Origin of the sequence: Metabacillus idriensis (assembly GCF_050483325.1) — a bacterium.
Taxonomy (GTDB): Bacteria; Bacillota; Bacilli; order Bacillales; family Bacillaceae; genus Bacillus_P; species Bacillus_P idriensis_A.
The window spans coordinates 264,524-288,942 of sequence record NZ_JBCMYF010000001.1; the positions used below are offsets into that span (position 1 = coordinate 264,524).

The 24,419-nt window shown below is 41.4% G+C and carries 25 protein-coding genes; 17 read left to right on the forward strand and 8 right to left on the reverse strand.

What is annotated here, in order from left to right; genetic code table 11:
- Nucleotides 1–156 precede the first annotated feature (156 nt).
- Nucleotides 157–555 carry a peptidoglycan-binding domain-containing protein gene (locus ABEQ24_RS01280; protein WP_430005072.1) on the forward strand — a complete coding sequence of 133 codons (399 nt, stop codon included), beginning with the start codon at nucleotides 157–159 and terminating at the stop codon, nucleotides 553–555.
- A 133-nt stretch (nucleotides 556–688) separates the two neighbouring features.
- Here the strand turns inward: ABEQ24_RS01280 and ABEQ24_RS01285 are convergent, their stop codons facing one another.
- Together ABEQ24_RS01285 and ABEQ24_RS01290 are read right to left on the reverse strand one after the other, a co-directional pair.
- Entirely contained in the window at nucleotides 689–1,600 is a 912-nt protein-coding gene (locus ABEQ24_RS01285) for a hypothetical protein (RefSeq protein WP_430005073.1), read from the reverse strand.
- Entirely contained in the window at nucleotides 1,601–2,122 is a 522-nt protein-coding gene (locus tag ABEQ24_RS01290) for an RNA polymerase sigma factor (protein ID WP_430005074.1), read from the reverse strand.
- Between the two features lie 215 nt (nucleotides 2,123–2,337).
- Between ABEQ24_RS01290 and ABEQ24_RS01295 the strand changes: the two genes are divergently transcribed.
- The 4 genes from ABEQ24_RS01295 to ABEQ24_RS01310 all read left to right on the forward strand — a co-directional run bounded on the left by ABEQ24_RS01295 (nucleotide 2,338) and on the right by ABEQ24_RS01310 (nucleotide 5,805).
- Nucleotides 2,338–3,279: an ABC transporter ATP-binding protein gene (locus tag ABEQ24_RS01295; protein ID WP_430005075.1), complete on the forward strand. Its 942-nt coding sequence runs from the start codon at nucleotides 2,338–2,340 to the stop codon at nucleotides 3,277–3,279.
- Nucleotides 3,276–4,232 carry an ABC transporter permease gene (locus ABEQ24_RS01300; RefSeq protein ID WP_430005076.1) on the forward strand — a complete coding sequence of 319 codons (957 nt, stop codon included), beginning with the start codon at nucleotides 3,276–3,278 and terminating at the stop codon, nucleotides 4,230–4,232. Before ABEQ24_RS01295 ends, ABEQ24_RS01300 begins: the two co-directional genes overlap by 4 nt.
- Before the next feature lie 97 nt (nucleotides 4,233–4,329).
- On the forward strand, nucleotides 4,330–5,160 hold the full coding sequence (locus ABEQ24_RS01305; protein WP_430005077.1) for an STAS domain-containing protein: 831 nt from the start codon (nucleotides 4,330–4,332) through the stop codon (nucleotides 5,158–5,160).
- A gap of 75 nt (nucleotides 5,161–5,235) precedes the next feature.
- Nucleotides 5,236–5,805 (forward strand): MEDS domain-containing protein, encoded by a 570-nt coding sequence (locus ABEQ24_RS01310; RefSeq protein ID WP_430005078.1) that lies wholly within the window; start codon nucleotides 5,236–5,238, stop codon nucleotides 5,803–5,805.
- 31 nt (nucleotides 5,806–5,836) lie between these two features.
- Here ABEQ24_RS01310 and ABEQ24_RS01315 read toward each other — a convergent pair whose 3' ends face one another.
- A complete protein-coding gene (locus ABEQ24_RS01315) occupies nucleotides 5,837–6,238 on the reverse strand; it encodes a hypothetical protein (RefSeq protein ID WP_430005079.1) in 402 nt (133 codons plus the stop codon).
- Between the two features lie 228 nt (nucleotides 6,239–6,466).
- Here ABEQ24_RS01315 and ABEQ24_RS01320 point away from each other — a divergent pair, with 228 nt between their 5' ends.
- On the forward strand, nucleotides 6,467–7,471 hold the full coding sequence (locus ABEQ24_RS01320; protein WP_430005280.1) for an LLM class flavin-dependent oxidoreductase: 1,005 nt from the start codon (nucleotides 6,467–6,469) through the stop codon (nucleotides 7,469–7,471).
- Entirely contained in the window at nucleotides 7,468–8,091 is a 624-nt protein-coding gene (locus ABEQ24_RS01325) for a peptidylprolyl isomerase (protein ID WP_430005080.1), read from the forward strand. The genes ABEQ24_RS01320 and ABEQ24_RS01325 overlap by 4 nt, the downstream gene beginning before the upstream one ends.
- A 447-nt stretch (nucleotides 8,092–8,538) precedes the next feature.
- On the opposite strand, the gene ABEQ24_RS01330 is transcribed toward ABEQ24_RS01325, so the two are convergent.
- Both ABEQ24_RS01330 and ABEQ24_RS01335 read right to left on the reverse strand, forming a co-directional pair.
- Nucleotides 8,539–8,751, reverse strand: coding sequence for a hypothetical protein (locus tag ABEQ24_RS01330; RefSeq protein ID WP_430005081.1), 213 nt, complete (start codon nucleotides 8,749–8,751; stop codon nucleotides 8,539–8,541).
- Between the two features lie 131 nt (nucleotides 8,752–8,882).
- Complete coding sequence (locus ABEQ24_RS01335) at nucleotides 8,883–9,932, reverse strand: lactonase family protein (RefSeq protein WP_430005082.1); 1,050 nt, start codon at nucleotides 9,930–9,932, stop codon at nucleotides 8,883–8,885.
- A 231-nt stretch (nucleotides 9,933–10,163) separates the two neighbouring features.
- Between ABEQ24_RS01335 and ABEQ24_RS01340 the strand changes: the two genes are divergently transcribed.
- The 8 genes from ABEQ24_RS01340 to ABEQ24_RS01375 all read left to right on the forward strand — a co-directional run bounded on the left by ABEQ24_RS01340 (nucleotide 10,164) and on the right by ABEQ24_RS01375 (nucleotide 17,806).
- Nucleotides 10,164–10,940: an SDR family oxidoreductase gene (locus tag ABEQ24_RS01340; protein WP_430005083.1), complete on the forward strand. Its 777-nt coding sequence runs from the start codon at nucleotides 10,164–10,166 to the stop codon at nucleotides 10,938–10,940.
- A gap of 32 nt (nucleotides 10,941–10,972) precedes the next feature.
- A complete protein-coding gene (locus tag ABEQ24_RS01345) occupies nucleotides 10,973–11,551 on the forward strand; it encodes a hypothetical protein (RefSeq protein ID WP_430005084.1) in 579 nt (192 codons plus the stop codon).
- Nucleotides 11,541–12,584: an alpha/beta fold hydrolase gene (locus ABEQ24_RS01350; protein ID WP_430005085.1), complete on the forward strand. Its 1,044-nt coding sequence runs from the start codon at nucleotides 11,541–11,543 to the stop codon at nucleotides 12,582–12,584. The genes ABEQ24_RS01345 and ABEQ24_RS01350 overlap by 11 nt, the downstream gene beginning before the upstream one ends.
- A gap of 268 nt (nucleotides 12,585–12,852) precedes the next feature.
- Nucleotides 12,853–13,608, forward strand: a complete 756-nt coding sequence (locus ABEQ24_RS01355; protein ID WP_430005086.1) for an IclR family transcriptional regulator — start codon at nucleotides 12,853–12,855, stop codon at nucleotides 13,606–13,608.
- Nucleotides 13,609–13,626: 18 nt separating this feature from the next.
- On the forward strand, nucleotides 13,627–14,574 hold the full coding sequence (locus ABEQ24_RS01360; RefSeq protein ID WP_430005087.1) for a sugar kinase: 948 nt from the start codon (nucleotides 13,627–13,629) through the stop codon (nucleotides 14,572–14,574).
- A 33-nt stretch (nucleotides 14,575–14,607) separates the two neighbouring features.
- Nucleotides 14,608–15,240: a bifunctional 4-hydroxy-2-oxoglutarate aldolase/2-dehydro-3-deoxy-phosphogluconate aldolase gene (locus ABEQ24_RS01365; protein WP_430005281.1), complete on the forward strand. Its 633-nt coding sequence runs from the start codon at nucleotides 14,608–14,610 to the stop codon at nucleotides 15,238–15,240.
- The gene (gene dgoD / locus ABEQ24_RS01370) at nucleotides 15,237–16,385 is read left to right on the forward strand and encodes a galactonate dehydratase (RefSeq protein ID WP_430005088.1); all 1,149 of its coding nucleotides are present in this window, start codon (nucleotides 15,237–15,239) and stop codon (nucleotides 16,383–16,385) included. The genes ABEQ24_RS01365 and dgoD overlap by 4 nt, the downstream gene beginning before the upstream one ends.
- Nucleotides 16,386–16,453: 68 nt before the next feature.
- Nucleotides 16,454–17,806: a gluconate:H+ symporter gene (locus ABEQ24_RS01375; protein WP_430005089.1), complete on the forward strand. Its 1,353-nt coding sequence runs from the start codon at nucleotides 16,454–16,456 to the stop codon at nucleotides 17,804–17,806.
- A 35-nt stretch (nucleotides 17,807–17,841) separates the two neighbouring features.
- Here ABEQ24_RS01375 and ABEQ24_RS01380 read toward each other — a convergent pair whose 3' ends face one another.
- From ABEQ24_RS01380 to ABEQ24_RS01390, 3 genes are all read right to left on the reverse strand, one after another.
- Nucleotides 17,842–18,672 (reverse strand): STAS domain-containing protein, encoded by an 831-nt coding sequence (locus ABEQ24_RS01380; protein WP_430005090.1) that lies wholly within the window; start codon nucleotides 18,670–18,672, stop codon nucleotides 17,842–17,844.
- 311 nt (nucleotides 18,673–18,983) lie between these two features.
- Nucleotides 18,984–20,381 carry an Ig-like domain-containing protein gene (locus ABEQ24_RS01385; protein WP_430005091.1) on the reverse strand — a complete coding sequence of 466 codons (1,398 nt, stop codon included), beginning with the start codon at nucleotides 20,379–20,381 and terminating at the stop codon, nucleotides 18,984–18,986.
- Between the two features lie 323 nt (nucleotides 20,382–20,704).
- Complete coding sequence (locus ABEQ24_RS01390; RefSeq protein ID WP_430005092.1) at nucleotides 20,705–21,775, reverse strand: DUF3900 domain-containing protein; 1,071 nt, start codon at nucleotides 21,773–21,775, stop codon at nucleotides 20,705–20,707.
- Between the two features lie 104 nt (nucleotides 21,776–21,879).
- Between ABEQ24_RS01390 and ABEQ24_RS01395 the strand changes: the two genes are divergently transcribed.
- On the forward strand, nucleotides 21,880–22,866 hold the full coding sequence (locus ABEQ24_RS01395; RefSeq protein WP_430005093.1) for an NADPH:quinone oxidoreductase family protein: 987 nt from the start codon (nucleotides 21,880–21,882) through the stop codon (nucleotides 22,864–22,866).
- 255 nt (nucleotides 22,867–23,121) lie between these two features.
- Complete coding sequence (locus ABEQ24_RS01400; RefSeq protein ID WP_430005282.1) at nucleotides 23,122–24,336, forward strand: acyl-CoA dehydrogenase family protein; 1,215 nt, start codon at nucleotides 23,122–23,124, stop codon at nucleotides 24,334–24,336.
- The last annotated feature ends 83 nt before the right edge of the window (nucleotides 24,337–24,419 follow it).

Consider the following 24,419-nt stretch of genomic DNA (forward strand, 5'->3'; position numbering starts at 1 on the left):
GAAATTGGTTCATTTTTCCTGGAAAAAGTGAAACTTATTGTATAAAGAATCGTACATATAGTACGGTTCTTTTAATTTGGACACATACATATGGAAGTTAGCAAGAGCAGTCCGGACACCAGAACTGAATGATAGATTGATCAGGGGGAAATAAGAATGTCACTAGCTGCAAAAGCGTATTCATGCAATGGAAGAAGTTCATGGTCAGGAAGTTCACGAACGGAAAAAGAAGGGTATCAATGGATTGTTAATACGTCGGACAAAGGATACGTCCAATCTGGAGGCTCCATATGCGGGGTCGTTTTAAGCAACACGGTAATTGATTTCAGCGAATCCTTTCTCGCTAAAAATGGCTATTCAGGAAACAAATCATCTTATGTAGCAAGCATTCAAAGAACGCTTGCATGCCTGGGCTACTCAACGGGCGCTGCAGACGGGATTTTCGGAACGCAGACAGAACGTGCAGTCAAAGAATTTCAGGCTGATAAAGGCCTTTCTGCTGACGGAATTGTGGGCAAGGATACTTATTATTGTTTATCGACTGCGAGGTATTAATAAAACGGATTGTCCTTTCATTAAAAGTGTGAAATTCGAACGGCAAATAAAAAAGGACTCGTCAAAATCGACGAGTCTTTGATATTTGCAATCTAATTATTAACCATTTCATAATGGTACTATTTATCTGAATTTAATCTGCCAGTTTTAATATCCGCATCGGATCAAATTCTGCAAGTACCGCTCCATCCGGGGGAGAAGCATCAAACAGTTTGTGGTCTGTTTCTCTTTCAATTACCTTGAATTCAATCAGCTTAGGTCCTTCATCATTCGGCAATCTTTTCCCATTTTCTATTCTGTATTCATTGATGATCCAGTTTGTTTCTTTATCAAACCAGTACTCTGCGATCCATCCATCATCAAACGTAATTTCGTACATGTCAGCTTTGCGTCCGACATAGGTCGTTTCCCCGAGGTGCTTAATTTGGCCAGGGTCTAAGTCTTTAAAGATATCCTGCGTCATTTGTGAAATGGTGCCGTCTAATGGTTCTGATGTGTAAATATTTTCGTCTTTGAAATAGGTTATCCGTACACGTCCGTCTGAGACCTCAAAGTTGCCGTTTTCATATTCATTCCGATTTTTGGTTCCTGATTCATATGTGATCATTCTGCTGCCATTCGGCAGTTCTTTTATAGTCCGGATGATCAGCTCCGTATCCTTCTTCTTTTTATCATCATCCTTATGCTCAAGCGGTTTGTCCATTTCTAAAAACTTGTCCCCGATTAATTCATTGAGCGCTCTTTCTATCGCTGCTTTGACCGGCGGTGTATTCCAGGCGGCAAGACACAGGATGAAAAGGGATGCACAAATGAGTGCTGCGCGTTTTAAGTATTTATATGGATTTGGCTTTTGCTTTTTCTGCTGCGGGAGAACGATGGCTTCATCTTCAAGAATGATGTCCAATGCTTCTTCAAGCTGCAGAAAGTGTTCAAAGGCTTCTGAGCATTCCTCGCATTCTTCAATGTGATCAAGCAGGTCATCCTGTTCGGTCTCTGACAGCTGATCAAAGATAAGAATTTTTTCCTGGCATATTACGCAGTTCATTTAGAGCACCCCCTTGCTTTTAAGAGCGTCCATTAATTTCTTGCGTCCCCTAAATACTCTTGTTTTTACTTTGGCAAGGGAAATTTTAAGGCTTGCAGCTATTTCTTCGTATGAACGGCCTTGATTTCTTAAGATGAGAATCTTTTTTGTTTCCTGATCAAGCGTCTGAAAGACTTCTTTAACCTCGCCGATCATTTCTTTCGACAGAAATGCCCGTTCCGGTGTTTCAGTGTCGATGCTGATGTGGTGTTTGTATTCTTCGCTCACATGCATGACCGTATCCTGATTGCGTTTCAATTTCCGCAGATGATCATAGGTTGTGTTTTTTGAAAGTATGGTAATCCATGCTTCGATATTTTCAGGATAGTCTCTCTCTTTGTCTGAAAAGTACCGAAAGATTTTAATCGAAGCATCTTGAAGGATGTCATCGACTAGAGAAGGATTTTTGATTAACTTTCTGATGGTCCTCTCCATTCGGGGACGGTGCGCTTCGATCAGCTTTTCAACATTTACTGTTTCCAATCTCCCCACCCTTTTTCCTTACTGAATTGACGTCGTGAAATGACATTAGTTTCAAAAATATGTAAAATTCTTCATGAAAAAATTCAAACCTCTGTCATTATAACAAAGGACAGCAGGTATTCATGAAATTATTTTATGATAATGGAAACTTTTTCCCTTCTTAATCGTATTACATTTGAATACATAAATCGGCACAAAGAAATGAGGTCTAAATCATGACGCAGTATGCACTTGAAGTGCAGTCTTTGACAAAGAAAATCGGCAAAAAAACAATCGTGGATGATGTCAGCTTTCAAGTTGAAAAAGGAGAAATCTTCGGTCTTCTTGGTCCAAACGGCGCCGGCAAAACAACGATTATCCGCATGATTGTCAGTCTGATCAACCGCACTGGCGGGAAAGTGATGATTAATGGGCATAATCTCGATGATTCCTTCAAAGAAGCGATGAGCGAGATTGGCGCAATCGTTGAGAATCCGGAGTTTTACAAATATATGAGCGGATTAAAAAATATCCGTCATTATGAACGGATGGCTGTAAAAGAGATTTCAGAAGAACGCAGAAATGAAGTTATTGAACTTGTAGGGCTTCAAAACGCGATGCAGCAAAAGGTGAAAACGTATTCGCTTGGCATGCGCCAGCGGCTTGGAGTTGCACAGTCTCTCTTGCATAATCCGTCTGTCTTGATTTTTGACGAGCCGACGAACGGTCTGGATCCTCAGGGAATCAGAGAGTTCAGAGATTATTTGCGCAAACTCGCAAACGAAGGGATCTCCGTGCTGGTCTCATCTCATCTGCTGTCAGAAATGCAGCTGATGTGCGACAGGTTCGCCATTATAGAAAAAGGAAAATTGATTCACATCTCATCCATGCATGAATCAATGGAAGAAAGTCAGGAAATGACACGCGAGGTTGTTTTTGAAGTAAGCGACAGCTCGCAGGCGGCCAAACTTATTAAAGAAAAAGGCTTATATGAAGGTGTGCTGGAAGCAAATGGCGACCAGCTTAAACTTCATTTGGACAAGGAAATGACGATGAAAATCAATCAGCTGCTCGTTTCAGGCGGAGTCGGTGTTTACGGAATCGCAAGCCGAAAAGCAACACTCGAAGACCGCTTTTTAGAGCTGACGAACAAAGAGAAAAAGGAGCAATTGCTATGATTGGACTCATACAAAATGAATGGATGAAAATCTTTTCGAAGCTCTCGAGCTGGATTTATCTTATTTTACTAGTAGTCCTCGTATCCGGAGCGGCTTTTATTGACTATAAGTTCTCAGAGAAACCGAGCGATAACTGGCGCGAGGATGTTCAGGCAGAAATCTCTCAGCTTGAGCAGGATATGAAAGATCTTCCGGCAGAGGAACAGGAATGGCAGCAAATGCAAATCAGTGAAAAACAGCTTTATTTGCAGGAGGATATAAACCCTAATGCCAAAAGCACCTGGCATTTTCTAAATAACGTCGTCTTTATGATGATGACGATTGTCACATTGTTTGCGGTTATTGTGTGCAGTGCAAATGTGGCGTCTGAATTCTCAGACGGAACCATCAAGCAGCTGCTGATCAGACCGCATAGAAGATGGAAAGTATTGCTCTCTAAATACATCGCAGTGACGCTTTACTCGCTTCTTCTTTTACTTGTGCTGCTGACTGCAGGGTATTTAGCAGGCCTAATCGTGTTTGGTGCAGGTGATTTTGGAGAAAGAATGTTTGAAATATCGATGGAAGGTCAAATGAACCCTGAAAATATCGTGGCTGTTGGCGATCAGGCGGTACTTAAACTGCTATATTTCCTGCCAAGTCTATTCATCGTAACAGCGATTGCTTTCATGCTATCAACTTTATTTAAAAGCCAGGCACTAGCAGTCGGCATCGGGATATTTGTTCTCTTTTTCTCATCAACAATCGGAGGAGTCATCCTTTTCCTGGCTGAAAAATACACATGGACAAAATTTTTAATCTTTCCACACATGGATCTGACCGTGTATGCCTACCAGGATAAGATCCTTGAAACCATTACGCTGCCTGTCTCATTGCTTATTCTGGCCATCTATTATGCAGTATTTATGACAATAACGTTCCTTTATTTCCATAAAAGAGATATCAGCATATAATTTTCCACCAAAATAGAATCAATTCATTTGGTTCTTTTTTGGTTTATGGATTAAAATAGAGGACAGTATGAGTGGAGAAATCAGGAGGAGAACTATCTTGCACAGAAATCAGAAATTTTATAACTATTTGCAGCAGCGGGCTCATCATTTAACGGAAGAATGGTATGACTCTCTGGATCCATCCCAAACAGGCGGCGTGTACACCTCCAAAGACCCTGAAGTTATTAAAGCTTTGAAAGCGCAAAACCAGGAATTCCATCAAAGGTTTATTCAAGTTTTTGCTGAGGAAGAAATAGGTTTTTTTGAGCTGTTTGAAGAATGGATTGAAAAAATCGCTAAAGACGGTGAGCATTTAAGTACACCGATTCAGTTTATTATTAAAGAATTTATGAGAACGCGCAGTCAGTATTTAGATGAAGTCAGTACATTTTCACGTCTTCATCCTGATGATTATACAGAAGAGCAGTATAATGTCTGGAAAGATATAATTGTCAGAGCACATGACAGGGTTATTTATCATTTTGTTGAAGAGACACAAAGAACAGCTGACCGACAATTAAAAGCTCAGCAGGAAATGATTTATGAGCTTAGTTCTCCAGTCATTAAACTTCAAGATGATACGGCTTTGCTTCCTCTGGTAGGGGATATTGACACGGCACGGGCTAAAATGGTGCTTGAAAATACGTTAAAGCAATGTTCTGAAAAAAGAGTAACTCATCTGTATATTGATTTATCTGGTGTAGTCATGATTGATACAATGGTGGCACATCAAATTTTCCAATTGATTGATGCTTTGAACCTGATTGGTATAAAAACAACTCTATCAGGCATTCGTCCTGAAATCGCGTTAACATCTATGCAGCTTGGACTGACATTTGATAATATTTCCATAAAATCAACACTATCTCAGGCACTTGCAGCTAAATAAGCTTTTATAGGACATATAATAAAATTGTATACGAACAGTCTATAGGGATTTTTGAGCCCATAAAGGGGAAATGACGTGAAATCAAAAATAGATCAGTTCACTAAAGACTTACATCAATCAACAGGCGGTCACATCTTATATTTCATTCATGATCAAGAACGTTATATTGAAAATACAATTGCTTATATTGTCTCTGGAGCGGAACGGGGAGACCGTGTTTTTGTTATTGAAAATGAAAGGCTGTCACCTGTCATTGTCAATAAATCCAAGGAGCTTCTGTCTAAAGAACAGTTCGCTAAAGTCCACTTCATAAACAATTTTGATTTTTATAGTTTGCACGGAGAGTTTAATTCAACGAAAATCACCGCTTATTTTACTTCAATTATCAATCCCTATTTACAGGACAATGATCCTATTCGGACTTGGGCTCATGTAGAATGGGGACAGGTCAATGATGTGATAAAGACGATAGGCGAATACGAAATGAATGCAAACAAAACGATTTCTGAATTGGGGATTCTTTCTGTTTGCGCCTATGATGCTGAAAGAGTTCCTGAAGGACTGCAAGAACCTTTAATGAATAATCATGATATTTTCATGACGGATGATACGATTTTAGATCTATCAAATGAAGAAGTGAAATAAAAAAGGAAGAGCGGAGAGAAAATCTCCGCTCCTATTTTTTGTACTGAATGGCAGCCATTTCAATTTTAGCTAAAATTGTGGCTACTTTGCCATTCAGCTCTTTTTCTTTGACAGGTATGACGTGCCAGCCATGTTTATTGAGGTATTTCCTTTTTTTCATGTCCTCAATTTTGTCCGAATCCCGGGTGCAGCGGAGGGCAATCCGGTAATAAGGGAGTACTAAATCCAGGGTATAGGGCCCGCACTTTTCTTGAACCCGTACATAATAGCCGTTGTTGCGGAGGGTATCATAAAGTCTGCGCTGCATCGTGCTTTCACACTTTTGATCCTGCCTCTGAAAGATTTCAGGATCAGCATTTATATAAAGATAGAAAAGGACAATGAATAATGGCAGCCATAAAAAGAATAAGAACAAAAGCGTAACCTGTGTCATGCATATCACCTCTGCCCATTAGCTTTTGCAAGATAGGCATGTATCATTCTTTTACCGATTTGTGGAAAATTATTCAAGATTTCATGTTAATATGGAGGGGGAGGTTAAATAAAGTGCAGACCTTCTTTTCTAATAGTAAAACCAGGGAAGTAAATGTGTGTACCCTTCAATTTTCAGAAGAGATGCGTGTATAATAGAAGCATCAAAACCAAGAAAGAAGTGGATGGCTTGAAGCTGAGTATTTTAGACCAGGCACCAATTGCGCAGGGGGCTTCCCCGCAAACTGCACTGCAGGAATCATTGAAGCTTGCGCAGCTGGCTGAAAAAACAGGCTACACCCGCTACTGGATTGCCGAGCACCATGACATGCCGGGGCTTGCCTGTCCTGCACCGGAAGTGATGCTGAGCTATATTGGTGCCGGGACAAGCTCGATCCGAATCGGGGCTGGTGCGATTTTACTGCCGCACTATAAGCCTTACAAAGTGGCTGAAACGTTTCATCTCCTTGCCGCTTTGTTTCCGGGAAGAATTGATCTTGGAATTGGACGGGCACCAGGCGGATCAGCTGAAGCAACAATGGCTTTGTCCGATAATTTCCTTGAAAACGTGCGGACAATGCCGCAAAAATTGAAAGAACTGCTTCGCTTTTTACATAATGATTTTCCAGATGAGCATATGTTCTCTAAGATTAAAGCCTCGCCTATTCCGGCAGATTCCCCTGAAGTATGGCTTCTCGGCACAAGTGAAAAAAGCGGAAAGCTTGCTGCCCAAACAGGGATCGCTTACGCTTTCGGCCAGTTTATGAGTGATAAGGACGGGGCGGAACTACTGAAAGGATATAAGGATTCGTTTCAGCCAAAATATGAACTGAAGCAATCCAAATCCATTCTGACTGTAAATGCCGTTTGTGCAGAAACGGCAGAAAAAGCAAAAGAAATGGCCAGCAGCACACACCTGTGGAGAATTCAGCAGCTTCAGGGAATCATTGGCGGAGTTCCAGCTATTGATGAGGCAAAGGCTTACAAGTACAGTCCTGAAGACGTGAAAATGATGAAGGCAGCTGAGGAGAAAATGGTCATTGGAAATCCAACTGAAGTCAAAAAGCAGCTTTTGGACATCGAAAAAAAGTATGGTGCGGACGAACTGATGATTGTAACGATTACACACAGCTACGATGATCGCCTCAAATCTTACAAATTAATTGCAGATGAAATGGGAGAGATGATGAAATGAAAAAAGCAGGTTTCGTAATTATGACGCTGTTATTGCTTTTAATGGCAGCTTGCGGCAATGAAGGAGAGCAGCAAAGTTCTGATAAACCGGCTAAGAAGGTTGATAAGAATCCAATTGTCACAATTACTATGGAAAATGATAAGCAAATCAAAGTTGAGCTGTATCCGGAGGTTGCGCCTAACACTGTGGCGAACTTCGTTTCGCTTATTAACGATAAATTTTATGATGGACTGATTTTTCACCGCGTCATTCCTGAATTCATGATTCAGGGCGGCGATCCTGAAGGAACTGGAACAGGCGGTCCTGACTACGCCATTAAAGGAGAATTCAGCTCAAACGGATTTGATAATTCCCTGAAGCATGAACGCGGAGTCATCTCGATGGCACGTTCGCAGGCACCTGATAGCGCCGGATCACAGTTTTTTATCATGGTTGCTGACTACCCAAGCCTTGACGGCGAATATGCCGCTTTCGGAAAAGTAACAGAAGGCATGGACACAGTAGATGAAATCGTGGGTGCACAAACAAATGGCGAAAAGCCAATTGAGGATCAGAAAATGAAAACCGTAACCGTCGACACATTCGGTGAGGAATACGGGGAGCCTGAGAAGGTGGAGTAGTGGAAAGCAGCGGGGAATCCGCTGCTTTTATTTTGCCTGAGCTTCAGTTCAATGATAATCCGTTCTCTCCCTTAATCCAGTTATTTACTTCTCCGTACACTTCAAAGCCTTGTTTTAGAAAATATAGTTGTATCGGCAATTATATTTTCTTTAATCGTGTCCAGCATCATTTTTATAACCCCGCGTTTTGTAAAAACCTAAAATGGATCCTTATAATTAGGAGCGCAGAAACAATACGGCAGCAAAAACCGGATTGCATCCCTATAATCTGTGGCGCAGGAATTATAGGGCAGCAAAAAGGGAAAATGCATCCCTATAATCCGGAGCGCAGGAATTATAGGGCAGCAAAAAGGGAAAATGCATCCTTATAATCTGTAGCTCAAGAATTATAGGGCAGCAAAAAGGCAAACTTTCAAATCTATCCTTCTGACCGATTATCAGAATATTCTAGTTCACCTTATTATGATCTTTTTCTTCATAAGATGCTTCATGCTTGGTCCCGCTCATTGAAATTTCGTTCGAATAATCACGGACAAGTCCATTGTCGATGTCGTTGACGGGTGTATATTCATTGCTGGGCAGCTTGCGGTTTTTTCTGATGATTTTGTAGAAAGAAAAAGCGATGACACCAAGAATGACAGCGAGGAAAATGGTTTCCATTGAAGCACCTCCGTTAAGTGTAATCATCTTTATTTTATTCGGTTATGCGAGTTGATTTGCCTGCTTTGGATTAATCCATAAAATAGAAAAACCCACTCTTATGCAACATATCATAAGAGTGGGTTTTTCATTTATTGATTCAGGAATTTCACACAAACCGGATCCGGAACGGTTACATCTGACTGAAGCAGTGTCAGCGTGCCAGTTTCTGGGTTTCTTTCAAATAAAACAAGGCTGCTGCTTTCCTGATTTGAAGCAATTAAGAATTTCTCTGATGGATCAAGGGCAAAATCACGGGGCCAGCTGCCTTCTGTTGAAGTGCGATCAACAAATGTCAGCTCGCCGGTATCACTGTTTGTGCTGAAGACGGCAATGCTGTCATGGCCGCGGTTTGCTGCATAGACAAATTGTCCATCAGAAGAAATATGGATGGCGCTGCCCTGGTTATTTTCAGTAAAATCATCCGGAATGGTTGAGATGTACTGTAATTCTCTAAAGCTGCCATCTCCTTCGTTGTAAGCAAGGACAACAACTTCATTGCTCAGCTCCGTCATGAGATAAGCGATTTTTCCGTTCGGATGGAACGTCATATGTCTTGGACCGCTTCCTGCATTTAAATGAAGGCTGTGAATTTCGTTTAATTCGCCTTTATTTAATTCGTACGTATACAGTTTATCTGTTCCTAAGTCGATTGCGGCCACATATTTTTGATCAGGAGTAAAGCCTGCATAATGGGCATGTGGTCCATCTTGTCTTTCTTTGTGAGGGCCATCTCCTTCATGCTTTTTTATCGATAGAGCGGGATAAAGTGTTTCACTGTCAGCATTCATTTCATAAGACCCTATGGTTCCATTGTGATAATTAGCTGCTACGACAAATTGATTCTCATCGTTCACACTGACATGACATGGAGAAGCGCCTTGTAGAAGCTGACGGTTCAATTCTGTCAATTCACCTGTTTCCGTGTTTCTTGAATAAGCAACTACGCCTCCAGCATCCCCTTCATTTGCAACGGCATAAACAAAGCGGTTGTCCTTGCTGAGATTTAAGTATGTAGGGCTTCCAATGGCAGCAGCAACGCTGACTTCACCCAGTTTTTTCTCGTCCGTATCAAGAATGAACGAGTAAATTCCTTTGCTGTCACCTTTTGTATATGTACCGATATAGCCAGTATACTTCATCTTTTTTCCTCCTATTTAGTAGGTTTGCCTTTATTTTAGCACACGAAGCATGTGAACTCTCATCTGAAAGATTCAATATTCATCCATACCCATCCGGCTTGAAAACAGAAACCCCTTTTCCTGAAAAATATGCTGAGGCTAATCCATCAAATTCGACACCATTTTACAAGATTTTCACTATATTAGTAAGTATCAAAGTAATCAAATCATAAAAGAGGAGGAGAAAAGAATTTGACGATCAACGAACTGTTCAGCTTAAAAAATAAAACGGCCATCGTAACAGGCGGAGGAAAAGGTCTTGGCGCCAGAATGGCCATGACGCTTGCAGAGGCAGGAGCAAATGTTGTGGTTTGTTCAAGGGATCTGAAGGCATGTGAAGAGGTAAGTGAGCAGCTTAAAGAAAAAGGGGTCAAATCATTAGCCTTACAGTGTGATGTATCAAAGCAAGAGGAAATAGAGAAAGTCATTGCCGAAACACTCAGCCAATTTAGCTCAATCGATATATTGGTTAACAACAGCGGAACCTCATGGATGGCCCCTGCGCTAGATCATCCGGCGGATAAATGGGACAAAGTCATGAATGTCAATGTGAGAGGGCCGTTTTTATTCAGCCAGGCTGCTGCAAAAGTCATGATCAGCCAAGGCGGAGGAAAAATCATCAATATTGCTTCTGTAACAGGAATGGGAGGCACACAGCCGGAGCTGATGGATACAATCGCCTACAGCACGAGTAAAGGGGCGGTTCTGACATTTACAAAAGATCTCGCCGTAAAGCTTGCAAGACATAATATTCAAGTGAACGCCATTGCACCAGGTTTTTTTCCAACTAAAATGTCCCGCAGTGTCCTTGAAAAGGAAAATGCGTTGATTTTAAAGGGAATTCCTGCAAGAAGGTTCGGGAATGACCAGGATCTTGATGGCGCCATTTTATTTTTATCAGGAAAAGCTTCTGATTATGTCATTGGCCAGGTATTGGTTGTCGATGGAGGCATTACGGCATTAGTATAATCAATTTCAATTAAGAAGAGGAGGAAACGAAAATGAATCAACGTTATTACGAACTTTTAAAAGAAAAGGGAGGAGAACTTGAGCACATGCTCAATGGCATGATTCAGGCAGGATTAAATCAAAAGGGCATTGTTCAGTCAGCTGAAGTTCTCTTAAAATCAGGAGCTCTTAAAGGGACGTCTGCAAGCGGAATGGCCGAAAAAATACTGGAACTTTCCCAGAGCTTGTCCAGTAAAGAAAATCTGAAATATGCAGCTGGTCTCATAGCACACGCTGAAGAAAAAGCAGAATGCATGACAGCTCGTCTGCATGAATTGAAGAAAAGTCCTTGCAAGGCCATCGAAAAGATGGAAGATAAAATGGAGTGCCTGGAGGATTCACTTAAGTGTTTGATGAAAGCGATGAAAAAAATAAAAAAACATCAAGCGAAGAACATGATCGAAGAATTGTTTGAAGAGTACCGTGAACGTTTTGAAGAATCCCTGAATGAACGAAAATCAGGACAGACATCCCAAGTGCAGGCTGCAGAAGAACAAACTTCAGATCTTATCATTACCCGCGGAGAAAAAAGAGACAAAAAGAAGAGCGGGACCATCATCCATGAAACCTGAACAGGATATTGAACTGGAGCGGTGGAAGAATTTTGCGAGTGTTTTTAATGATGATGATGACATCCAGACTGGATTTACGGAAAGAGAAGCAGTCTGGAAAAAGAATAAAGCGACGCTGTGGCGTTATACACCGTCTGCAGTGAAATACAGCACCCCTCTTTTTATGGTTTATTCTCCCGTTAATGAGCCGTTTATCCTTGATTTACAGCCGGGCATCAGTGCAATCGAATCATTTATCAATCACGGATTTGATGTCTATTTGCTTGATTTTGGAGTCCCTGATGATGAAGATAAAGATTTTTCAATGGCTGATTATATTCTGCTGTATATAAAAGAGGCAGCAGAGTTTGCACTTTGCCATTCAGGTGCAGCGGACTTAACTGTAATTGGCTATTGCCTTGGAGGAACACTTGCCGCAATTTATGCTTCTATCGCAGGAGCATCCATCCGCAACTTAATCTTATTTTCAACGCCAATCGACTTCCGGCACGTTCCGTTATTTGATGAATGGATAAAAGCTCTGAGAGAAAAAGAGCTCGATTTTAATGAAATCATCGATCATTATGGCGTGCTTCCTGCAAGCCATGTTGAAGCAGGAATACGGCTGATCACCTCCCCAATCTATTACAGCCCTCATCTGACTCTTCTTGCCAAGGCCAATGATCCGGAATACGTCATGAAGTGGAGACGTTTCAACAAATGGACAAAAAGCTACATTCCAATGCCTGGTGCTGTTTTAAAAGACTTGATTCACGATTTTGTGAAAAAAAATAAACTTGTTAAAGGCAAATTGAAAATCAATGGTCAAAAAGCAGATCTGAAAAATATAAAAGCCAATGTCCTGGTCATAGCGTCCGCTTTTGACCGATTGGTGCCAAAAGAACAAAGCGAACCGATCATGAAGCTTATCTCAAGCAAAGATAAAGAATTCCGTCTGATTCAGAATGGTCATGTTCCTCTAACTGTAAAAGATGGACAGCTGCCGGAACTTCTTGCAGACTGGCTGCCGAAGCGATCAAAGCCAATACTGTGAAGGGAGGGAAAACATGTATTTTTGTAATGAAGCAATGAAATATGAACTGTCTCCAGTCATTGAATATATGGGGTTTGGCGGAATTGTTTTCTGTTCTTTTTTTATAAGATAACGAATGGTGAAGAGAATGCTTTGCATTCTCTTCTTTCAATTAGTTGATTGAATTGCGTAAATTGTTTGACGAATGTGATTGATTTTGTTATGATCGCATTAATAAAATCACATATAAGAATATTATTCACATATGTGAATTAAATGAGGTGCATCAATGTCAGTTAAGTCAGCAGTGCGTGTGATCGAAATCTTTGAACTATTAAGTCAGTATCCTGAAGGATTAACTCTTAAAGAAATAAGCGATGAACTTTCTTTTCCGCAGAGCAGTACGTTTAATCTTGTGCAAACACTAAGCGGGAGAGGGTATTTAATTCAAACCTCCCAAAAAAAATACAAACTTGGTCCAAAACTGATTCACATCGGTTCAAATGCGATGGATTCATTAGATGTTCAAACAGAAGGAGATGCCTATTTAAGAAGATTGATGGAAAACGTCCAGGAAACTGTGTTTATGGCTGTTTTGTCCCAGGATGAATTAGTTTATGTTTCAAAGCTTGAATTCAATCGCTCCATTAGGACAGGTGCAAAAATCGGCTCAAGAATGCCGCTGTATTGCACAGGACTTGGAAAAGCTTTTCTGGCATTCCTGCCTGAAGGAGAGAGTGAAGTGCTTATAAGCGGTATGGAACTGAGAAAAGTAACTGAGAATACAATCACTTCGTTTGGAGATCTCAGATCACAGTTGAAAGATTTTAAAGCAATGGGCTATTCCATTGATGATGAAGAAAATGAAGAAGGGCTGTATTGTGTAGCTGCACCTGTTTATAACAGTAAAAATGAAATGGCAGCAGCTATCAGTGTTGCGGGTCCAAAAGTAAGGATGTTTCCTAAAAAAGAAGAAATCGCAATGAAACTAGTAGAAACTTCTAAACACATTTCAGAAAGTCTGGGGTACAGAGGTTCATTCTAAAGAGAGGGGGACGGACAGATGGATGTTGTTACACTTGGAGAAACAATGGCTGCTTTTACTCCTCAAACAACGGGTTTAATGAGATATGCGCGCCAGTATACTTCAAGGTTTGCCGGTGCAGAAACGAACACGATGGCAGGTCTTTCCCGATTAGGGCACAAAACAGGCTGGATCAGCAGAGTCGGAGATGACGAGCTCGGTGCATCCATTCTTTCTTTTGCTAGAGGAGAGGGGATTGATATCAGCTATGTAAAACAAGATAGTGAAGCACCGACAGGTCTCTTTTTAAAAGAGATTGTGAATGAACAAAATGTAAGGGTTTACTATTACCGGAAAGGATCGGCAGCAAGTAAAATGACAGCGGATGATATCAGTGAAGGTTATATATCAAACGCAAAATATCTTTATGTGACAGGGATTACGCCTGCTATAAGTGATTCTTGTTCAGAAGCAGTACTGCAGGCAATTACATATGCAAAGAAACATGCTGTAAAAGTCATTTTCGATCCGAATCTCCGCAAGAAATTATGGGGAGAGGAGAAAGCGCGGAGAGTACTGAAGCAAATCGCAGCCCAAGCTGATATTGTCCTGCCGGGAATTTCAGAAGGAAGCTTTCTTTTCGGCAAGGAAGATGAAAAAGAAATAGCCCGTTCCTTTATTGAACTGGGCTCACAACTTGCTGTGGTCAAGCTTGGAGAAAGAGGAGCCTATTTTCTTGCAAAAGAGGAGAGCGGTTATGTTCCAGGCTATCGTGTGAACGTAATCGATCCAGTGGGAGCAGGCGATGGTTTTGCTGCAGGAGTTCTCTCAGGTCTGATCGATCAGATTCCGATCAGAGAAGCGGTTTTAAGAGGGTGTGCAATTGGAGCACTTGCAGCAACCACTGTAGGAGACATTGAAGGACTTCCTGATCGACAGCTCCTGGAACGCTTTATGTCAGATAAAAAAGAAGATGTCAGCAGATAGGAGGAGATAAAGTTGAATCCAGCACTTGCCAGAATGATAGATAACAAGTTTATTCCAATAGTAAGGGGACAATCTCCTGAAGATGTTCTCCAGATAGCGAATGCTTTATATGACGGTGGAGTTAAAGTCATTGAGATTACATTAAACTCCCCTAAAGCCTTAAAGGCAATAGAATTAGTAGGTGATCAGTTTGGGAGTGAAATGACGGTCGGAGCAGGAACCGTGCTTGACTCTGAATCAGCAAGAGCTGCGATAATGGCCGGAGCACAGTTTATCCTTGCACCGACTGTTGATCAAGAAACGATAAAAATAACCAAACGATATGGGGCAATCAGCATTCCAGGTGCTATGACACCTTCTGAAATTCTGACAGCCTATGAAACTGGGGCTGATATTATAAAGGTATTTCCTGTCACGGCCCTTGGTCCAAAGTATATAAAAGATATTAAAGGACCACTTCCCCATATTCCTCTCATGCCAACGGGCGGAGTAGATCTGGATAACTTTGAAGACTATTTAAAGAATGGGGCTATTGCCTGCGGCCTCGGAAGTTCCCTGGTACATTCCACAACAGCTTTAAATAGTGAATATCTTACTAAACTATCAGAAAAAGCAAAACAATTTAAATGGATTGCAGATCGATATAAAGGGGGAGCAAGTAAATGAAAATTACAAACTATGAATTATTTCAAGTGCCGCCGAGATGGCTGTTTTTAAAAATTGAAACAGATGAGGGGATAACGGGATGGGGAGAACCCGTCATCGAAGGCAAAGCATCAACTGTCAAAGCGTGTGTACATGAACTTATGGAAGGTTTAATTGGAAAAGATCCTGCCAGAATTGAAGATCACTGGAATATGATGTACCGGTCAGGCTTTTATCGGGGTGGACCCATTCACATGAGCGCAATTGCGGGCATAGATCAGGCGCTTTGGGATATCAAAGGGAAATATTATCATGCACCTGTCCATCAATTGTTAGGAGGAGCATGCCGTGATTCAATTAGAGTGTATTCATGGATTGGCGGCGATCGTCCTGCAGAAGTCGGACAGGCAGCCAAAGAGGTTGTAGATGCTGGATTTACAGCCGTTAAGATGAATGGGACGGAGGAACTGCAGTATGTGGACTCCTATGAAAAGATAGACCAGACAGTAGCCCGTATTGCAGCTGTCCGCGAGGCGGTTGGAGATTACATAGGGATTGGGATTGATTTTCATGGCCGGGTCCATAAGCCAATGGCGAAAATTCTTGCAAAAGAGCTTGAACCTTTTCGTCCAATGTTTATTGAAGAGCCAGTTTTGCCTGAAAATAATGAAGCGCTTCGCGAAATTGCAAACCACACCCATATTCCAATTGCTACAGGGGAGAGAATGTTCTCACGCTGGGACTTTAAAAAGCTTTTATCAGATGGATATGCAGACATTATTCAGCCGGACTTGTCTCATGCAGGCGGAATTACAGAATGCAAAAAGATTTTTTCAATGGCAGAAGCCTATGATATTGCCGTTGCACCGCATTGTCCGCTCGGCCCTATCGCTCTTGCAGCATGCCTGCAGGTGGATGCAACTTCACATAATGCCTTTATTCAAGAACAAAGCCTTGGCATTCATTACAATGTTGAAAGTGATCTGCTTGACTATATCATGGATAAATCCGTTTTTCATTATGAGAAAGGTCATGTGAAAATTCCTCAGGGTCCTGGACTTGGAATCGAAATCAATGAAGACCACGTAAGGAAATTAGCAGAAAAGGGTCATAACTGGAGAAACCCGGTGTGGCGCCATGAGGATGGAACGATAGCAGAGTGGTAAATAAGAGAGAGGCACCGCTTCTTTCTTAATCTTATTTAAAGCGTTTACAAAAAAGGGAGGGTTTAGAAATGTCATCAGGAGGACTTATTTTAGTTACTATATTAGCGATTTCATTATTGCTGTTTTTAGTAATGAAATCAAAGCTTCAGGCATTTATTGCGCTGCTTATCTCAAGTTTGTTTATCGGTATTGCTTCAGGTATGGACCTTGACGAAGTCATTAAATCGATTGAGCAGGGCATGGGAGGAACACTTGGATTTATCGCCGTTGTCGTTGGGCTTGGGGCAATGTTTGGTGAACTGCTGCGCGTATCAGGCGGAGCGGAACGTCTAGCTTTGACGCTTGTAAATAAATTTGGCGAAAACCGCGTACAATGGGCGCTTGGTTTAACTGGTTTTATTGTAGCGATTCCAATTTTTCTGGATGTCGCCCTTGTAATTTTAGTACCTATTATTTACAGTCTCGCTCAAAGAACAAAGAAGTCACTGCTCTACTACGGAATTCCGCTCCTTGCAGGTCTTGCTGTTACACACAGCTTTGTGCCCCCGACACCCGGACCGATTGCTGTAGCATCCGTCTTAAATGCCGATCTCGGCTGGGTCATTTTATTCGGTGTCATTGCAGGTATTCCGGCAATGATTATTGCAGGGCCGATTTTCGGCAGATATATTGGCAACAAGATGCATGTTAAAGTACCGGCCTACATCCTAGAGAATGAGGTTGGAAAAAAGAATTATAACGAAAAAGAACTGCCAAGCTTTTTATTAGTTGCTACCCTGATCTTAATTCCTTTATTCTTAATTATTTTGAACACAGTCCTTGGAACGGTGCTTCCAGAAGGAAATGATATCCGCAAATTCTTTACTTTTGTAGGACATCCTTTCGTAGCACTGACCATTTCTACATTACTAACATTCTATTTCCTTGGTACAAAACGCGGATATACAAAAGAAGAAATTCAAACGATTGCTACTAAATCATTAGAACCTGCAGGAATCATTATTTTAATTACAGGTGCTGGCGGTGTATTTAAACAAACTTTAATCAACAGCGGTGTCGGCGATGTTCTTGGCAATATGATGGCTGAATCGAGTATGCCTCTCGTATTATTGGCATTCCTCATTGCCACCTTTGTTCGTGTAGCTCAAGGTTCAGCTACAGTTGCCATGATTACGGCAGCCGGTTTAATTGCACCAGTACTTGAAGTAGTGGATGTGTCTCAAGCCATGCTTGGTTTGCTGGTTATCTCAATTGCTTCCGGAGCCACTGTCTTCTCCCACGTGAATGATTCAGGATTCTGGCTTGTGAACCGATTCTTTGGCTTAACGGAAAAGGAAACGCTGAAAACCTGGACTGTCATGGAGACCATTATTGGATTTGTAGGATTTGCCGTTGTCTTTGCAATTAGTTTCTTTGTATGAAAAAAAGCTGCTGCCAGTTATGCTGGCGGCAGCTTTTAATGTTTTCGAAAACCGAAATCATGTAATGCCTGTTTCATATTAATTTTCGTAGCTATGGCATTAAAATCAAGTCCAAGGCTCATTATCGTCTGGGCGATCTCTGGGCGAATGCCTGTCAGAACGGTATCAATGCCGCTTAGCTTCAGAGCGTTAACAATTTTAAAAATTTGATCAGCGACCATTGTATCGATAATTGGCACTCCGGATACATCGAGAATGACATGTTCTAAATTTAGACGGGCTCCTTCATAAAGCGCAATCTCCATAATCAGGGACGCGCGGCGAGTATCGACTGCACCAACAAGCGGGATAACGGCGATGCCGTCTGCAATCGGGACAACAGGCACGGATAATTCTTCAAGCGCTGAATACGCAATTTCCATTAATTCATTGCTGTGTTTTTCATATACACTGCTTGTGACACTGCATGCTTTATCAATCAGGGGGTCAATGATTTTTGACACATCGAGCATGGTGATGGCTGAAAAATTGTTTTTATGAAACTCTTCAGTAAGAGTATCCCATAATGCTGTACGATAAGCGGCAATTGCACGCAGACATTGACTTAACGGTACATTAAAATGAATCGCCCGCTTAGAAATTTTGAGGCTCCAATTTTCGACTTGTTCATTGACAGATTCTCCGCATAAAGCCTGTCCTAAATAGCCAATTAGTTCATCCCGATAGGCAATACGTTCGCTTAACGGGAAACCGGATTTATCCAGCTGCTGTGTGTGCTGGGTGTCTTGTACATTTGGTATATTCAGCGTGATTTGCCTGGCGTTTTCCTGTATTTTACATCCGATATAATGCAGCTCTTCCTTCATTCGGAATCCATTCTCCTTTTAAAACTCAGATAGGTTAAGTATATAAGATTTTTAGGGGAATAGACAGAGAGGAGAAGGGGGTAAAAAAATATAAAGTACTAATTTATTGTTTTCAAATGCGATAAAGGTAAAAAAAAGTGTTTGAACTAATAGAGATTTTCAATACTGTATGTGGTACTGACATCCATGTACAGTATTAAGAAACTGCTTGAGACCTGCGTGCCAAGATAGGTTCGATTCCCACACAGTCCTGCTAATTGTACATAGTTAACCGCACGTTGAAAACTCAATCGTGCGGTTTTCTTCTTATTTTAATGCTTTACTACTGTAACGGTATTGGCTGAACTTACATTTCCTGCACCGTCTTTTGCAGTAACAGTTAATTTAACGCCCACTTTTTGAACCGGTATAGCAACTGAGAATGATCCACTTTTTGGGGTCTTTCCTGTTGCCAGTACAGTTTTCCCATTTTTAATTGTGATTGTAGAATTGTATTCAGCTTTACCGGTTACAACTTTGTCATTGCTATCGACTTTATTAACAGTAGGCTTTGAAGGGGCAATTACATCTGCTACAGTCAATGATGCAGATGGACTTACATTTCCTGCACTGTCTTTGGCTGTAACGGTCAACTTGGCGCCTGCTCCTTGAACAGGTATGGAAACAGTGAAAGAACCGTTAGCTCCCGCCTTTGTTGTTCCTAATAATGCATCACCTCTTGTAACTGTAACTGCAGAGCTGGCCTCTGTCTTTCCAGTTACAACTTTATCATTGTTATCAACTTTGTTTACAGTTGGTTTGCTTGGTGCTGTCCCATCTACAACAGTTACTGACACACTTGCACTCACATTTCCTGCTTTATCCTTGGCCGTGATTGTCAATTTTGCACCGGCTTTTTGAACGGCCATATTAACAGTGAAATTACCATTAGATGCAGCTTTAGCAGAACCTACTACTGTATTTCCATTTTTAACAGTAATTGTGGCGCCAGATTCCCCTTTGCCTGTTACAACTTTGTCATTATTGTCTACCTTGTTGACAGTTGGCTTGTTTGGAGCCACATTGTCAGCGAATGCAGTTGCAAGTACATATAAATCTTCTTCTGTATTATCATCAAAGTAATCGTTATCATTGTCGATAACGCCTACGTAGTATGTGCCACCCTTAGCCTGGTACACCTGATACTCAATTCCCTCTTCATACTCAGAACCTAAATATACTAATTTATCATTCTCAACAAAATCTTTTTGCATAGCGGCAAATACTAGATCAATAGCATAGGAGTTAGTACCCCCAGCTACCATTAGCAAACCATTTTGCGGTACAACGACTTTATGAAAATCTACATCATATAAAGGAAGCAATTGTCCTATTGTTGGCTTATTATACGATGTGGCATTTGCAGTATTAAAAGTGTCATTGTATTCCATTTCAATCAAATACTCTTCATCGCTTGCTGCGGTGCTGCTCATTACTCCCATTTTATTTAAACTTTTTGTTAAGTAAGATTGAGATCCTTTTACTTTTTTTTCAAGGTGATTTAATGTGCGTGAATCAATGATTCCTTTATTAAGTGGTTTTTCAATTTGACTTTCAATGCTCTTCTTAGACAGTTCGTACTCGTTTCCTTCAGCCTTTACAGCACCTGAAGACAATGATGAAGCTAATAGACCTACAGCAACTAATGAAATGATACATTTTTTACGCACAACTAACCTCTCCCTTATTCTTTATTAAGAACATACTAATAGTACAATAAATTCCCCGAAATTACCATCTTATAATTCTAAATACCTAGAAATTAGCAAGAAAACAGGATACCTTGACTTATAGGTATCCTGTTGCACGGTTCAGTATTTTGCGTTTTGGCCAACTCATTTATTTTAATGAGGAACCAATTAAATCTTCAATGCAACTATCACAAACTAATTTGCCTTTGAATTGATTAATATTTTCGTAACTCATGTTTTGTTATTTGCATTTTTCTAAAAGGTGATATCTGTAATAGCCCTTAACCGTTATGAAAATCCTATTATTGATCAGCACTCTTTCGCTCAATCCTCTCAATAATCTCCCCAAGCTCCTCAGGCCTGTGAAACTCAATCGGCGAAACGCCTTTCTCAAACTGAATCGTATCCGCTTCAACAAGCAGCACATATCTGCCATTGATTTTCCCAAGGTGAATATTCTCGCCATAGTCCGCAAGCAATCCTTTAATGGAAGTTTCACCAAGCTTCATTTTCAGCTCAGCTTCAGGTGTGTGCTCTACGATCTGCGCTGCAGCTTCAATGACTTGATGCGTATCAAGACGTTCCTGAATTTCGCGCTTTTCACTTGCTTCCCAGATTTCCATGTCATGCTCAAACTGCTGGCGTTCCTGGCTGTTTTCCTCGTACGTTTCGAGGACATGCTCTTGGACCATGCTCATCACTTGGGTTTTCATGATTTCGGGCATAGATTCCCCGTATTCGACGAATTTCAGGAAGTCTTCAAAATAGCGGGCGTGTGAGGCCTGATGAATTTTCAGCTCGCCCGGCTCTGTCATTCCTTCTTCAGGCATGTACGGGTATTGGATGGATTTCATGTTTTTTGTTGTGATCGCCATTTGCACGTTGCGGATGAGGGTGGATTCATCCGAGATTGAGGCAACTTTTGGTTCAAAATCACATTTTAAGATGAACAGAAAGGTATCCTCAAAGTATTTTTCAGGAGTGGCGGAAAGAACCAGAAAGGCTCCGCCGCGAACGGCGCTTGCATCCAAATATGCTCTGACAAATCGTTCACTTGCTTCTTTAAATGATTCCTTTGTATCTGATGTCAGAGCTTTATGGAAAAGGTTGTAGTTTGGATTAGAGTCAAGCTCATAGCCAGGTTCAACGACAAAGTATCCGAGTTTAGTCGGAACCTGTTCGCTGCGGGGATGCTTCTCGACTTTGCGTTTGACGATTTTTTTCAGTTCTCCGTCTAAGAAATCTTTCAGCGCGTTTCCTTCGTATTCTTCAGTAGTTAGTGTTTGAAAGTGTTTATATTGTTTATTGGCATTCTCTTCTTTTCCATCCACTTGGATGAGATAAAAAGAGAGATAGTTAATTTTAAATTCCATAGGTTCACCTGCTTCTTTTTCAGTTCTTCAAGTGTAAAAGATTGGACTATGGCAGTCAATCTATTACAATGGCTTTAACAAAAGAAGAAGGGAAGTTGAGTGGTATGGAAAAATTCAGAGCCTTTGTCATTGATAAGCAAGAGGATAAGATCCAATCGGAAATAAAGCCGCTGTCGTTTGCAGACTTGCCGGAAGGTGATGTCACGATAAAAGTTGCATACTCAAGCATTAACTATAAGGATGGCTTAGCGACGCTTCCTAAATCGATCGTCAAAGATTACCCGATGGTGCCAGGCATTGACCTCGCTGGAACAGTAGTTGAGTCCTGCAACGAATCTTTTAAAAAAGGCGATGAAGTCATCGTTACAAGCTATGAACTGGGAATCTCTCATTTTGGCGGATTCAGTGAGTACGCCCGTGTCCCTGCAGAATGGGTTGTTCCGCTGCCTGAAGGGTTAACGTTAAAAGAAGCGATGATTCTGGGTACTGCTGGATTTACAGCTGCATTATCCATTTTGAGGCTGGAAGAAAACGGACTGACTCCTGAAAACGGAAAAGTGCTGGTTACCGGAGCAACAGGCGGAGTCGGAAGCATTGCCGTCGATATTTTATCTAAAAAAGGCTATGAGGTTGCTGCTAGTTCCGGAAAAAAATCAGAGCACGCTTATTTAAAGCAGCTGGGAGCTAAAGAAATTTTATCGAGGGAAGAAGTTACTTCTGACGACGGTAAACCGCTTCGCAAACAGCTTTTTGCCGCTGCAGTTGATCCAGTCGGGGGAAAAACACTGGAGTATTTACTGAGCGCAACTCAGTACGGAGGATCCGTTGCAGTAAGCGGTCTGACTGGCGGGGCAGCAGTTGAAACGAGTGTCTACCCATTCATTTTAAGAGGCATTAATTTATTGGGAATTGATTCTGTTTACTGCCCGATGGAAAAAAGGCTGACAGTTTGGGAAAGACTCGCGTCTGAAATGAAGCCGGCGAATCTTGTTAAAGAAATGGTGAATGAAGTTTCTCTTGAAGAAATTCCGTCCATTGTGGAAAAAATATTAAATGGGGAAGTACGGGGAAGAACGCTTGTCAAAATGTAAGTAGATAGAATTTTCAATTAAATCATTGCGTTTTCCCTTGCTTATGTGTATAATCCAGTTAACTAAACGATTTCACGCCTAAAGAGTTAGCCCTCTTATGTCCCGTGATCTTGTTTAACACCAGCTTAAATAGGATTTTTTTCAAATCTGCTGATTTGTCTATGGAAGAGATTGATTAACGTTGACAAAAGCCAGCTGCCTTCAGTGTGCAGTTGGCTTTTTTATATTTACAACCAAAAAGGGGATGGAGTAATGATGAATTTTAACTTGTCTGAAGAACAACATGCAGTAAGAAAAATGGTGCGTGATTTCGTAGATAAAGAGATTAATCCGAATATTGCAGAGTGGGATGCAGCGGGGCATTTTGAGCCTTCCATTTTGAAAAAGCTTGCAGAGCTTGGGCTAATGGGAATTTGTATTCCGGAAGAATACGGCGGAAGCGCCATGGACTACAACACACTTGCAATTGTGTGCGAGGAGCTTGAGCGCGGAGATACGGCGTATCGTACGGCCGTTTCTGTTCATACGGGTTTGAACAGTCTGACGCTGCTGCAATGGGGAAATGAAGATCAAAAACAGAAATACTTAGTCCCTCAGGCAAAAGGGGAAAAGGTCGGGGCATTTGGATTAACGGAGCCTAATGCTGGATCTGATGTGGCTGCGCTTCAGACAACAGCTGTTTTAGATGGAAACCACTACATACTGAACGGTCAGAAGACATGGATTTCACTGTGTGATTATGCGGATCATTTCCTGGTGTTTGCTTATACGGATAAAAGCAAAAAACATCATGGCATCTCAGCGTTTATTGTTGAACGCACAATGCCGGGCTTTGATTCAAAAGCCATTAAAGGCAAGCTTGGCATCCGCGCAGGAAACACGGGAGAAATTTTCTTTGATCATATTAAAGTTCCAAAAGAAAACCTGCTTGGTCAAGAAGGCGATGGCTTTAAAATTGCGATGTCTGCTCTTGATAATGGAAGATTCACAGTGGCAGCAGGAGCATGCGGTCTCATTCAGGCTTGTATCGAAGAAAGCGTCAACTATTGTCATGAACGAAAAACGTTTGGAAAAGAAATCGGAAAGCATCAGCTCGTTCAGCAAATGATTGCCAAAATGGAAGCAGGCTATCACATGTCACGTCTTCTTGTATTCCGCGCCGGCTGTCTGAAAAATGAAGGTAAACGCAATACAAGAGAAACGTCTCTCGCAAAATGGCAATCCTGTGATTTCGCAAACGAAGCAGCAAACGATGCCGTGCAGATTCACGGGGCATACGGATACTCCAATGAATATCCGGTTGAACGATTCTTGAGAAATTCAAAAGCACCGGTCATATATGAAGGAACAAGAGAAATCCACACGGTTATGCAGGCGGAATATGTTTTAGGCTACCGTGAAGATAAAGCGCTCTCAAACATGCTTCCAGGCTGGCCGTTTGAAGATGCTAAAGAGAAAGTAGAGAGATAGAAGATGATGCCCGCGGCGGGGAGCTGCGGGCATCATCTTCTGGTTATGTTACTATGAATACAAGGGGGAGATCTGCTTAGAAA

Excerpts from the sequence above, each read along its gene's own strand:
- ABEQ24_RS01375 (WP_430005089.1), top strand. The coding sequence starts at position 16,454 with ATGTCATCAGGAGGACTTATTTTAGTTACTATATTAGCGATTTCATTA.
- ABEQ24_RS01350 (WP_430005085.1), top strand. The coding sequence starts at position 11,541 with ATGAAACCTGAACAGGATATTGAACTGGAGCGGTGGAAGAATTTTGCG.
- ABEQ24_RS01360 (WP_430005087.1), top strand. The coding sequence starts at position 13,627 with ATGGATGTTGTTACACTTGGAGAAACAATGGCTGCTTTTACTCCTCAA.
- ABEQ24_RS01395 (WP_430005093.1), top strand. The coding sequence starts at position 21,880 with ATGGAAAAATTCAGAGCCTTTGTCATTGATAAGCAAGAGGATAAGATC.
- ABEQ24_RS01300 (WP_430005076.1), top strand. The coding sequence starts at position 3,276 with ATGATTGGACTCATACAAAATGAATGGATGAAAATCTTTTCGAAGCTC.
- ABEQ24_RS01325 (WP_430005080.1), top strand. The coding sequence starts at position 7,468 with ATGAAAAAAGCAGGTTTCGTAATTATGACGCTGTTATTGCTTTTAATG.
- ABEQ24_RS01280 (WP_430005072.1), top strand. The coding sequence starts at position 157 with ATGTCACTAGCTGCAAAAGCGTATTCATGCAATGGAAGAAGTTCATGG.
- ABEQ24_RS01335 (WP_430005082.1), bottom strand. The coding sequence starts at position 9,932 with ATGAAGTATACTGGCTATATCGGTACATATACAAAAGGTGACAGCAAA.
- ABEQ24_RS01345 (WP_430005084.1), top strand. The coding sequence starts at position 10,973 with ATGAATCAACGTTATTACGAACTTTTAAAAGAAAAGGGAGGAGAACTT.
- ABEQ24_RS01365 (WP_430005281.1), top strand. The coding sequence starts at position 14,608 with ATGATAGATAACAAGTTTATTCCAATAGTAAGGGGACAATCTCCTGAA.
- ABEQ24_RS01285 (WP_430005073.1), bottom strand. The coding sequence starts at position 1,600 with ATGAACTGCGTAATATGCCAGGAAAAAATTCTTATCTTTGATCAGCTG.
- ABEQ24_RS01380 (WP_430005090.1), bottom strand. The coding sequence starts at position 18,672 with ATGAAGGAAGAGCTGCATTATATCGGATGTAAAATACAGGAAAACGCC.
- ABEQ24_RS01315 (WP_430005079.1), bottom strand. The coding sequence starts at position 6,238 with ATGACACAGGTTACGCTTTTGTTCTTATTCTTTTTATGGCTGCCATTA.
- ABEQ24_RS01390 (WP_430005092.1), bottom strand. The coding sequence starts at position 21,775 with ATGGAATTTAAAATTAACTATCTCTCTTTTTATCTCATCCAAGTGGAT.
- ABEQ24_RS01400 (WP_430005282.1), top strand. The coding sequence starts at position 23,122 with ATGAATTTTAACTTGTCTGAAGAACAACATGCAGTAAGAAAAATGGTG.
- dgoD (WP_430005088.1), top strand. The coding sequence starts at position 15,237 with ATGAAAATTACAAACTATGAATTATTTCAAGTGCCGCCGAGATGGCTG.
- ABEQ24_RS01295 (WP_430005075.1), top strand. The coding sequence starts at position 2,338 with ATGACGCAGTATGCACTTGAAGTGCAGTCTTTGACAAAGAAAATCGGC.
- ABEQ24_RS01330 (WP_430005081.1), bottom strand. The coding sequence starts at position 8,751 with ATGGAAACCATTTTCCTCGCTGTCATTCTTGGTGTCATCGCTTTTTCT.
- ABEQ24_RS01355 (WP_430005086.1), top strand. The coding sequence starts at position 12,853 with ATGTCAGTTAAGTCAGCAGTGCGTGTGATCGAAATCTTTGAACTATTA.